Here is an 11574-nt window from a genome sequence, read left to right on the forward strand (position 1 = left end):
GTTATTGTTTAATGATAATTTTATTGTTTTCTAGTTTTTGAATGTAAACGTCTTCATTTGTGGATATAAATCCATTGTCAGATTTTACTTCGTAAATAATGTCTCCAAACTCCGCTTTTCCGAACGGCTTGCAGTCAGATGTTGTCCTTCCCTTTTGGCCAATTTCCAATCCTAGAAGACGGCCATCAAAGCTTCTTCCCGTATTGGTATCCGTAAGGGAAAATTTTTTCCAAACTCCAGCTTTAAATCCATAAATCAGCATTCCCAAATTGATCAGCACAGTTACGACAAAGATGATCGTCGCCGTGGATGCCGGAAACTCCTGATATCCATAGTAAACGCCTATCCCTGAAAAAATCACACCAATCAACCCTATGATCGTAGTTCCCGGTACGAACAGTATTTCCACCATTACGAGTAACGAACCAAATATGATTAAGCTGGAGATTATAAATATGGTCATGAAAGTCTCTGTCTTTGAATACTTGAAAATAGGCTATTTTTTCGGCTTTCGAAAATTCTGACAATTAATAACCTATTAAATGCTAATTTGTCCTCTTACAATAGAGGATCGCATTTAAACTTATCCAGTTAATGCAGTCTGAAATGACACAAAAAAAGAGTGGGCATCCACTCTTTTTTCTCAGTTGAGTTTGGCATTAATATGCTCTTGCAAATAAGACTCTACCTTGGGAGGGCTTTCTACTGAATACACACTCACCGCTTTCAGCCACCTGATCCAAGGGGACACAACGGATCGTAGCCTTGGTCAACTCTTTTATTTTTTCTTCTGTCTCTGGAGTGCCGTCCCAATGCGCTGACACAAAACCGGCTTTCTCATCCAGCGTCTGGACAAATTCCTCCCAGGTATCGGCCATGGTTGTTTTTTCCTCCCTGAAAGCAAGGGCTTTGGAATAAATATTTTCCTGGATATCCGCAAGAAGTCCCTGAATTTTTTCGGTGATTTCCACTTCATTCAGATTGACGACCTCTTTGGTTAGGGTGTCCCTCCTGGCCAGTTCTATGGAATTGTTCTGTAAATCCCGAGGACCTATTGCAATCCGCAGGGGCACTCCTTTCAATTCATACTCCGCAAACTTCCAGCCTGGCTTATAAGTGTCGCGGTTATCAAATTTGACAGAAATATCTTTAGCCCGTAATGCATCCATTATTTCATTGGCCTTTACAGAAACTGCGGACAGCTCCTCTTCGCTTTTGAAGATGGGTACGATTACAACCTGTATTGGCGCTAGCTTTGGGGGCAATACCAACCCCTTATCATCCGAATGGGCCATAATCAAGGCTCCCATTAGCCTTGTACTTACCCCCCAGGAAGTTCCCCATACAAATTCCAATCCCCCTTCCCTCGTGGCAAATTTAACATCGAAGGCTTTCGCGAAGTTTTGTCCCAAAAAATGGGAGGTTCCTGCTTGCAAGGCCTTTCCATCCTGCATCATGGCCTCAATGCAATAGGTGTCTTCAGCACCGGCGAATTTCTCAGTTTCGGACTTCTTTCCTTTGATGACTGGCAGGGCCATGTGCTTTTCAGCAAACTCGGCATAAACATGAAGCATACGAACTGTTTCTTCTATTGCCTCCTTTTTGGTTTCATGGGCTGTATGGCCCTCTTGCCAGAGGAATTCGGTAGTTCTCAAAAATAGCCTAGTCCTCATTTCCCAACGGACTACATTGGCCCACTGATTTACCAACAAAGGCAAATCCCTGTAGGATTGAATCCAGTTTTTGTAGGTACTCCAGATAAGGGTCTCGGAGGTTGGGCGTACAATAAGCTCTTCTTCCAACGCCGCGTCGGGGTCAACAATGACGCCTTTACCGCTTTCATCGGCCTTTAGCCGATAATGGGTGACTACTGCGCACTCCTTTGCAAATCCTTCCACGTGGCTGGCTTCTTTGGAAAGAAAGGACTTGGGGATAAACAAGGGGAAATAGGCATTGGAATGTCCTGTTTGTTTAAACATTTTGTCCAATTGCTGTTGCATTTTCTCCCAGATGGAGTACCCATATGGCTTGATAACCATACATCCTCTTACTGCGGAATTCTCCGCAAGGTCCGCACGCTTTACTAACTCATTGTACCAAAGTGAGTAGTCCTCACTTCTTTTTGGTAATCCTTTGCTCATTTTATTTTTGTTGTATTAAAAAAACTCTATATATTCGAAGTCAGATAGAAGGCAAATATAATTCAAAAAATGATAACCCTCTTGGATTCCTTTCGTATATAGGTAAGAGAGTAAATAAATAAGCATACTTATGAACAATTTAAATCCAATCCGATATGTAGGCGGTTTAGTCCTACTTGGCTTAGCGGCCTCCTGCAACACCAGCCAACTTGCTACGCAAGGTGAAACAGACAACCTGTATTTCATGGCGTCTGATGCTCGGGTCGCTACAGAATTCGCTGTGAAAAACAATACTCCGGAAAATTTCCGAAACATGGGTGAGCTTCAGGCCACGGATGTGGATACAGAGAGTTTTTCGAATAGAAACGTTAATCCTGAATATATAGCCAAATACCAGAGACCTTCTCAACCTGTGGAAGAAGGTTCAGTATATTTTGACGATTCCGAGAATCAAGGTCAAACTAGACAAGAAAATGGAAATGTGGATGCCTATGACAACTTCAGAGGTGGAAGCGGAAATGTGACGAACAACTTCTTTATGAACCCAATGATGGGCATGGGGATGGGATTTGGCCCTATGATGGGAATGGGAAGATTTTACGATCCATTCTGGGGACCAGGAATGGGAATGATGGGCATGGGCATGTATGATCCGTTTTGGGGTCGTGGCATGGGCATGATGGGTTTCAGACCTGGATTTAATATGGGATTTGGAATGGGATTCGGATTTGGCAGTCCTTTCATGCGAACAGGTTTTGGTTTCGGAAATCCATGGATGATGGGTGGCGGAATGGGTATGGGTTTCTATGATCCATTTATGATGGGCATGGGAGGCTTTTACCGACCAGGTTTTTACAATCCAATTATCATCATGCCTGGAGGCGAAGGTGGACGACAGGTAGTAAGAAGTGCTAGACCTAATATGGGATCTTCCTTGGTCTCAGGTGCTCCAAGAAGCAGGTCTGCCGCAACGCAGCCAAGCTCTAATAGATCCGATGCGAGAAGAGGTGCTATCGGCACTAGCCCTACTAGCAGACAAAATACGGCTGCAAGTTCTAGGAACAATTTCAGCAGGTCCCAAAATGACTATTATTCTAATCCAAGAGCCTCTGCAACTCCTGCAAGAAGAAATATCAGTTCTCCAGCGGTTACTAGGCCAAGTTCTGCATCCGGAACGAGGAGTGGTTATTCAGCTCCTGCAAGGATTGGTACTTCTCCAAGAACTACAGGTGCCCCAGGTATCAATAATAGAACAATAAATACAGGAAATACAAGATCTGGATATGCTGCTCCTAGCAGAAATACTTCTCCGTCATATAATAGAAGTACTCGTACCAGTTCACCAGCATACAACAACACAAGAAGTTCAACACCAAGTTATAATAACCAACGAACTGCCCCAAGTAGGAGCACCTATTCGGCTCCTGCGAGATCCTCTTCACCATCATATAGCGCTCCTAGCGGAGGTGGTGGTTCCAGAGGCGGCGGAGGCGGTAGCGTCGGTGGAGGAAGAAGAGGGAATTAATTCCCTCTTTTTTTTTCTCAATATTTTTTACATAAAATCGCCTTTTTAGACTTTTAAGGCATAAATATTGTCCTAACCTGATTCGTATTGTTAAATTAAAACCTTCTTTATGAAAGCAGTTAAATCGATTATACCCTTATTTGCTTTTCTGTTTATTACCTCTTTTGCTCTAGCCCAAAGTGGGTATGTTGAGGATGCCCTGCGATTTAGTATGTTTAATCCAACTGGAGCAGCTAGAATTTCCGGCTTGGGCGGTACCCAACATTCCTTAGGTGGAGATATAAGCAACATTCACGGAAATCCGGCTGGATTGGGATTCTTCCAACGATCTGAGTTTAATATTACTGCTGGATATACAGACTGGAATGCAGAAACCGTTTTCCTAAACCAGGGAAGTAATTATAATGCTACAAATTTTCATGTTCCAAATATTGGTGTAGTTATCAGTAGGGCCAAAGCCCCATTGCAGGCTGGAGATTGGAGAGGTGGGTCCTTTGGATTTAGCTTTAACAGGCAGTCCAACTTCAGGACTAACTCCGGTTATTTTTCCAACCAACTCGGTCAAGAGTCGATTCTGGATTATTATATAGACCAGTATTCGCAATCAGGGGTTCCTGGTGGCTTGGATGGCCTGTTCTATGATGCGTTCCTAATTAATCCGGTAGATGGTGGGGGATATGAGTATTCTCCAAACACAACCGATCAGCTGGAGAAATTCGAACTCGTAGAAAGCGAAGGCAATCAGAATCAGATTTCATTCGCCTATGGCGGTAACTACAAAAATAAATTATTCTTGGGGGCCAATTTGGGGATAGTGACTATGAATTTCCGGCGGGTTCAGATTTACAGTGAAGAATTTTTAAATAACAATCAAACGACTCTTTTCAGCTCGCTGGATCAAAATCTTCTATTAGAGGGCTCGGGAGTTAATATAGGCGTAGGTGCTATTTACAAACCAATTGATCAACTGAACATAGGTGTAACTTTTCATTCACCCACATGGAGTCGAATTAATGAAGAATTTCTTGCAGGAATCTCCGCTGAGTTTACCCCACCTTATCAGGATCCTGAGTTCGGTACCATTAATCAGGAACGGGTAGACACTGACTTATACATTAGCAGTTTTAGCCTTAGATCTCCTATGCGACTGGGATCCGGTTTGACTTACTTTTTTGGGAAAAATGGTTTTCTTTCGGCCGATGTAGATTATCTAGACTACAGTATGATGAACCTTCGGTCCAATGTGTTCAATGCCGGTGAAGACAACCGAGAAATAAGAGCATTATATGGGCAGACATTTAACTATCGAGTGGGCGGAGAAGCGAGAATAGACATGCTGAGAATTCGGGCAGGATATTCGTATATTGGTGATCCATTTTTAAATCCTGGCGATTTTGACAGAAGTATGACTCAACTATCTGGTGGTTTGGGTGTAAAGCTGGCTAATTTCAGTGTGGATCTCGCCGTAATGAGCAACAGATTCAATTCCTTTTATACCTCTTATCCTACTTCTCCATTGGCGATTACAGACAATCAAAGGATTTCAGGGATGTTATCCTTCGGATTTTCCTTTTAACATAGCCATCCATTCCCCTATTAAGAGCTCAGCGGAAATATCCTCCCCGCTGAGCTTTATTTTTGCCATCTCATAAAAGGGGTAACGCTGCTCGTACATGCTTTTTAGTTTTGATATAATGTCTCCTGGCTCCAGACCATAAAAAAGCGGGCGTTTCTGAACTTGGCCGCCAGTTAGCCTTGACAACAGCTGACTCAAAGGAACTTCTAAATAAATGGATACCGCATATTTATTGATCACCTCCATATTTCCGTTAAAACAGGGTGCCCCACCACCAGTTGACAAGACAAACGATTCATTTTTTTTTAGGCATGAAAGAAGCACTTCTGACTCCATTTCTCTGAAAAAACCCTCTCCATTTTCCGAAAATATAGTGGAAATCCGTTTTCCAGCTTTTGCCTCAATGAGGTGGTCCAAGTCATAAAATCGAAAATCAAGGCGTTTGGAAATGTCCCTGCCTAAAGTAGTCTTACCACTCCCGGGCATGCCTACCAAAACTATTTTTCCTGTATTTACTCCCATAATGCAAATACTTCATCAAGCGTAGGAGTATTGTTGTGGTGATATTTCCCTACTATTGTGCCTCCATTTAGTACCACTATACCTGGGTTTGCACGTATGATGGTTTTCACAACTGTGGCATCTCCCAGGTAATATCCAATAGCCCAGCCGTTTTCTTTTATCAATTCCCGCGTTTCTTCCTCAGACGAGGCACAAATTAGTTTTACTTCGACGCCTGCCGCTGTTGCATCATTCACTAGGGAAGATATTTCGGAGATGTTTGCGGTGGACATCTTGGAAAGATTACTCACAAGAATCAGAATTTTTTTATCTATCAGGATTTCATCCGTATATTCTCCCTCATCATTCCAAACCGCAAAATCGGTGATCTTTGGAAGAGCATCCGGGTTCTTTAGGTTCATCTCAACAAACTCATAGCCATCTTCTGTGGGATATTGGTCCAGCGTCACCAACTCTTCACCCCTTCTCATTACATAGGCATATTCGAGTGGTGCGGAAGGCTGCATTGCCTCACCAATATTGACCCCAACTTTAAACGCCCTGAAATCTATAAAGGGCAGGTTTCTTATAGCCGTAATAGCCAATATCAGGCTAAGAACTAAAGACCCAAAAACTGAATATTTGCTCCAATTGGCAGTATTGTTGGTTAGGTCCCTACGGAAGACGAACAATATTAATATCAGGATAAGTAAGAAAATATCCTTGTAAAAAGACTCCCAAGGGGTAAGTTTGATTGCATCCCCAAAGCAACCACAGTCAGTCACTTTATCAAAATAGGCTGAATAAAAAGTAAGAAAAGTGAAAAAAACGATCATGACCAATAACAGGTAAACTGCGGGCTTTATCTTCCAACCCACCAAAATCATAATTCCCAATACTACTTCTACTACAACCAGAAATACGGCGATCGGTAAGGCAATTCCTTTAAACACTTCAAAAAAGGAAGCAATATCCCGGGAGAACACATCAAAATATTCTTCAAGCTTAATAGCCGTACCTACAGGGTCATTGACTTTTATTAGCCCTGAAAAAATAAAGAGCGCACCGACGACAGCTCTGATGGATCCCAATATAATCTGCTTAAGCATGCTTTTTTTCGTTAAATTTAATCATACAAAATACGGAATAATTGATAATGTCCTGATAATTGGCTACGACACCTTCCGACACCAATGTCACTCCCTGGTTGTCCTCTATTTGTTTGACCCGATAGAGCTTCATAAGAATTATATCCGTGATGGAGGAAACCCGCATCATTCGCCAAGCTTCTCCATAGTCATGGTTTTTATCTTCCAACAACTGCTGGGTTTGGGACACCCATCTGTCATACATCGGTTCCAATTCCTCAAATGTCATCTCCAACGGAAATTTATCACCTAGCTCAGATTGGATTAGCGCAATTAAACAATAATTTATAATACCGATAAATTCTTCCTGAACCGGATCGTTTACTTTCTGGACTCCCTTTTCCTGAATGGATCGAATTCGCTGTGCCTTTATAAAAATCTGATCCGTGATGGAGGGAAGCCTCAATATCCTCCAGGCAGTTCCGTAGTCAATCGTTTTCTTCTTAAATAGTTCTTTACAAAGGGAAATAACTTCTCTATATTCGCTCGTAGTTTGCGTTTTCAAGGGGATTTTTCATTAATGGTAATCAAAGATCAATTCAATAGTAGCTTCGAAGATAATTTATTTCCGGTAAAAAAAACACTTCACATCAAAGGAAAGCTTCATTACTTTACCGGGCCTTGGATTATGGGGATCATAAATATTACCCCGGATTCCTTTTTTTCAGCAAGCAGGTCCTTGGGCAAAAAAGAGGAAACCTTAAAAAAAGCAGGAAAAATGCTTGAAGACGGGGCGGCTATCTTGGACATTGGTGGATACAGTAGTCGCCCGAATGCTATTCATATTTCTATAGAAGAAGAACTAAATCGGATAATTCCCGTTATAACATCTATAAAGGAAGTGTATCCGCAAGCAATTGTTTCGATCGATACATTTAGGCACGAAGTTGCGGAAAAAGCAGTGTGGGCAGGTGCTGATATCGTTAATGACATCTCTGGAGGCCGGTTGGATAAACGCATGATTCCTTTAGTGGGTGCCATGGCAGTTCCTTTTATTTGTATGCATATGCGGGGAAATCCGGGCAATATGCAAGACTTGACCGGCTATCACAACCTTGAAAAAGAAATAGTTGATTATTTTTCAATGAAAATGAAGAAATGCCGTGAAGCTGGCATAAAAGATGTTATATTGGATTTGGGATTCGGTTTTGCCAAAACACTGGATCAAAACTATCAACTATTGAAGAATTTAAGTCATTTTAGCCTTCTCGGTGTCCCAATATTGGTAGGCATTTCCAGAAAGTCGATGATTTACAAGTATCTCGGAGGTGGTCCGTTGGAAGCGCTCAATGGAACTACAGCCTTGAACATGGCAGCATTGATAGGCGGTGCACAGATTCTAAGAGTACATGATGTAAAAGAAGCTAAAGAAACGATAGATCTATTTAAAAAAATTTACCATTGAGTTTATTATTCCAAATTGGTTTTTTAGAGGTTTCCATTGTCAATCTCATTGACATTGCCTTGGTAAGTGTGCTTATTTACCAAGTGTACAAATTAATGAGAGGGAGTGTTGCCATCAAGATTTTTCTTGGCTTTCTTTCCATCTATCTGGTTTATTTAGTCGTTAATGCGGCAAAAATGGAACTGCTGACCATTATTCTAGGCCAGTTTATGGGTGTAGGTGTACTGGCGGCCATTATATTATTTCAACAAGAAATTCGTAAATTTCTGCTTATTGTAGGAAAATCATCCATTTTTTCCAATGAAAATCTCTGGCAAGAATTGTTGTTTTGGAGAAAGCGTGAAAGTGGTGCCTTTAATGTAACCCCCATCATAGAAGCCTGTAAGTCGCTATCTGGCAGCAGTACAGGTGCACTTATTGTTTTATCCAGCAATTCTGAACTCAAGTTTTATGCGGAAAGTGGGGATTTGATTGATGCCATTGTTTCCAAAAGACTTCTAATATCTATTTTCAACAAATACAGTCCCCTTCATGACGGAGGAGTAATCATTCATAATGGCCGGGTGAAAGCCGCAAGATGTATCTTGCCTGTCACAGAACGGGACGTACCAGCTCAGTTTGGTCTCCGCCACAGAGCTGCAATCGGTATGTCAGAAGCTACCGACACATTGGTTCTGATCGTGTCGGAGGAAACAGGACAAGTATCCCTATCCAAAAACGGAAAAATCTTACATAATTTATCTTTTCAGGAAGTCCGTGAGCTAATAAATGGGTACCTTACAGGGGAGGACCTTGATGATAAATTTTCCGAAGTAAATAAGTATGAACGTTTGAAATCCTTAAATAAAATCACCGAGGTTTGATCGCATAACCAAATCTCTCCGGGATATTCTTCTTTTTCTGCTTGTACCTGTTACCTGATCACTCCTAATTTTTTACCAACAGTTGAAAAAGATTCGATGGCTTCATCCAACTGCTTTTTGTCATGAGCTGCTGAAAGTTGTACACGAATCCTAGCTTGACCCTTTGGTACTACCGGATAATAAAACCCAATGACATAAATCCCCATTCCCAGAAGCATCTCCGCCATTTTTTGGGAAAGAGACGCATCATAAAGCATTATAGGAACTATGGCATGAGTCCCTTCCTTAATGTCAAACCCAGCCTCAGTCATTTTCTGTCTGAAGTAAAGGGTATTTTCCTCCAACTTATCCCGCAGATCAGTAGAAGCCGAAAGTAGGTCGAAGACAGCAATTGACGCTCCGGTAATGGATGGAGCCAAGGTATTTGAAAAAAGATATGGCCTTGATCGCTGCCGTAGCAGGTCAATAATTTCCTTTCTGCCTGAGGTAAAGCCGCCCGAAGCCCCTCCAAGAGCTTTACCAAGGGTGCCTGTGATGATATCCATCTTGCCCACAACACCCTTTAATTCATGCACACCCCTTCCGGTTTTACCAATAAAGCCTGTAGCGTGACATTCATCAGACATGACCAACGCACCATATTTATCCCCCAACGCCACTATTTTATCCAATTGAGCAATGGTCCCATCCATGGAAAACACCCCGTCTGTAACAATAATAATATTTTTTGCCCCCTTGGCATCAGCTTCCTTTAGTTGTTTTTCCAAGTCTTCCATATCATTGTGTTGGTACCTAAAGCGCATTGCTTTACATAGGCGTACACCATCTATGATGGATGCGTGATTGAGCGCATCTGAGATAATGGCGTCTTCCGGCCCTAACAAAGGCTCAAATACACCCCCATTTGCGTCAAAAGCCGCGGCATATAAGATTGTATCCTCAGTGCCCAAAAAGGTTGAGATCTTCTGTTCCAATACTTTATGTATATCCTGAGTACCACAGATAAAGCGGACTGAAGACATACCAAATCCATGCGTGTCAATGGCAGCTTTTGCAGCCTCAATTACTTTGGGATGACTGGAAAGTCCCAAGTAGTTGTTGGCGCAAAAATTCAACACCTGCTGACCACTTGCCAAAGTGATTTCGGCACCTTGGGGAGAAGCAATAATCCGCTCTTCTTTATATAATCCAGCCTCTTTGATATTAGCCAGTTCTTTTTCTAGGATTGGTTGAAACTTGTCGTACATGGATTCCAATATTTGGGGGAAATAAATTTTAAGTTTTGTACACCCTGAAAGGTACACCGATGAAATCAGTACATTTGTAGACCTTCAGAAAACCAAAGATAATGAATTTCTCCCAAGGGCTCTATGAAGTCCAAGAGAAGAAAAGATGGATGAATATGGAAAAACTACTCGTAACTGGGGCCGGAGGGCAACTAGGAACTGAATTGACAGAAGCACTTGTAGATCTCTATGGAGGAGAATCCGTTATTGCCACGGATATCAACCCCGATGTCGAGTCCCTTTTTGAAAGGTGCGCATTTCAGCCCTTAGATGTCATGGACAGTAAAGCTCTGAACAAGATAATAAAATCCAAAAAGGTCACCCAAGTCTACCATTTAGCGGCAATCCTCTCGGCAACGGGCGAGAAAAAACCACTCCTGGCGTGGCAACTGAATATGGACAGCTTATTGCATATTCTGGAAATCGCCAAAGCAAACAAACTAAACAAAATCTATTGGCCCTCATCTATTGCCGTTTTTGGCCCAAATTCGCCAAAGAAAAACACCCCTCAGTATTGTGTTAAAGAACCACAAACCGTTTACGGAATTTCCAAACAGGCTGGGGAAAGGTGGTGTGAGTATTATTTCAACAAATATGGGGTTGATGTCAGAAGTCTCCGATACCCCGGGCTCATCGGTTACCAATCACTTCCCGGAGGGGGAACCACGGATTATGCGGTTGAAATTTATCACAAAGCGCTTAAGAAGGAACCATTCACTTGCTTTCTGAAAGCGGATACTTTTTTGCCCATGATGTATATGCCTGATGCAATCCGGGCTACTATAGAGCTTATGGAGGCCCCCCGAGAAAAGATATCCATTCGGTCAAGCTATAATCTGGCAGGACTAAGCATCAGCCCAGACCAAGTCTATCAAAGCATCCTCCCCCATTTTCCGGAATTTAAGATAGACTACAAGCCAGATTTTAGACAGGAAATAGCCAATGGGTGGCCCCAGAGCATAGATGATCGTTATGCTCAAGAGGATTGGGGCTGGGTCCCAGCTTTTGATTTGGAAAAAATGACAGCGGAAATGCTCACACATCTCCCACATTTTCTGAAAAAAACCCAAGGGTCTGAAAGCTAAAGTCCATTTCTTGTAAAGAAGGGTTAAATTGACTAATTTAACAG

General features: G+C 42.1%; 11 protein-coding genes. 5 read left to right on the plus strand and 6 right to left on the minus strand.

What is annotated here, in order from left to right:
- Position 1: 1 nt before the first annotated feature.
- Complete coding sequence (locus tag FQ608_RS11645) at positions 2-463, minus strand: NfeD family protein (protein ID WP_158858401.1); 462 nt, start codon at positions 461-463, stop codon at positions 2-4.
- 196 nt (positions 464-659) lie between these two features.
- A complete protein-coding gene (gene proS / locus FQ608_RS11650; RefSeq protein WP_158858402.1) occupies positions 660-2141 on the minus strand; it encodes a proline--tRNA ligase in 1482 nt (493 codons plus the stop codon).
- 130 nt (positions 2142-2271) lie between these two features.
- Between proS and FQ608_RS11655 the strand changes: the two genes are divergently transcribed.
- Both FQ608_RS11655 and FQ608_RS11660 read left to right on the plus strand, forming a co-directional pair.
- Positions 2272-3666, plus strand: coding sequence for a hypothetical protein (locus FQ608_RS11655; protein ID WP_158858403.1), 1395 nt, complete (start codon positions 2272-2274; stop codon positions 3664-3666).
- A gap of 109 nt (positions 3667-3775) precedes the next feature.
- Positions 3776-5242: an OmpP1/FadL family transporter gene (locus FQ608_RS11660; protein ID WP_158858404.1), complete on the plus strand. Its 1467-nt coding sequence runs from the start codon at positions 3776-3778 to the stop codon at positions 5240-5242.
- On the opposite strand, the gene FQ608_RS11665 is transcribed toward FQ608_RS11660, so the two are convergent.
- The 3 genes from FQ608_RS11665 to FQ608_RS11675 are packed head-to-tail and all read right to left on the minus strand — an operon-like array spanning position 5219 to position 7396.
- Complete coding sequence (locus FQ608_RS11665; protein WP_158858405.1) at positions 5219-5764, minus strand: shikimate kinase; 546 nt, start codon at positions 5762-5764, stop codon at positions 5219-5221. The two genes, FQ608_RS11660 and FQ608_RS11665, sit on opposite strands and share 24 nt — an antisense overlap.
- Entirely contained in the window at positions 5755-6852 is a 1098-nt protein-coding gene (locus FQ608_RS11670; RefSeq protein WP_158858406.1) for a BT_3928 family protein, read from the minus strand. Before FQ608_RS11670 ends, FQ608_RS11665 begins: the two co-directional genes overlap by 10 nt.
- The gene (locus tag FQ608_RS11675; protein WP_158858407.1) at positions 6845-7396 is read right to left on the minus strand and encodes a DUF1599 domain-containing protein; all 552 of its coding nucleotides are present in this window, start codon (positions 7394-7396) and stop codon (positions 6845-6847) included. The genes FQ608_RS11670 and FQ608_RS11675 overlap by 8 nt, the downstream gene beginning before the upstream one ends.
- A gap of 15 nt (positions 7397-7411) precedes the next feature.
- Here FQ608_RS11675 and folP point away from each other — a divergent pair, with 15 nt between their 5' ends.
- The gene (folP, locus tag FQ608_RS11680; protein ID WP_158858408.1) at positions 7412-8296 is read left to right on the plus strand and encodes a dihydropteroate synthase; all 885 of its coding nucleotides are present in this window, start codon (positions 7412-7414) and stop codon (positions 8294-8296) included.
- Complete coding sequence (cdaA, locus tag FQ608_RS11685; RefSeq protein WP_158858409.1) at positions 8293-9159, plus strand: diadenylate cyclase CdaA; 867 nt, start codon at positions 8293-8295, stop codon at positions 9157-9159. Before folP ends, cdaA begins: the two co-directional genes overlap by 4 nt.
- A 50-nt stretch (positions 9160-9209) precedes the next feature.
- Here the strand turns inward: cdaA and kbl are convergent, their stop codons facing one another.
- A complete protein-coding gene (gene kbl, locus FQ608_RS11690; protein WP_158858410.1) occupies positions 9210-10406 on the minus strand; it encodes a glycine C-acetyltransferase in 1197 nt (398 codons plus the stop codon).
- Between the two features lie 155 nt (positions 10407-10561).
- Between kbl and FQ608_RS11695 the strand changes: the two genes are divergently transcribed.
- Positions 10562-11530 (plus strand): NAD-dependent epimerase/dehydratase family protein, encoded by a 969-nt coding sequence (locus FQ608_RS11695; RefSeq protein WP_158858497.1) that lies wholly within the window; start codon positions 10562-10564, stop codon positions 11528-11530.
- Positions 11531-11574 lie beyond the last annotated feature (44 nt).

It is taken from the genome of Lunatibacter salilacus (assembly GCF_009797935.1).
GTDB lineage: Bacteria > Bacteroidota > Bacteroidia > Cytophagales > Cyclobacteriaceae > Lunatibacter > Lunatibacter salilacus.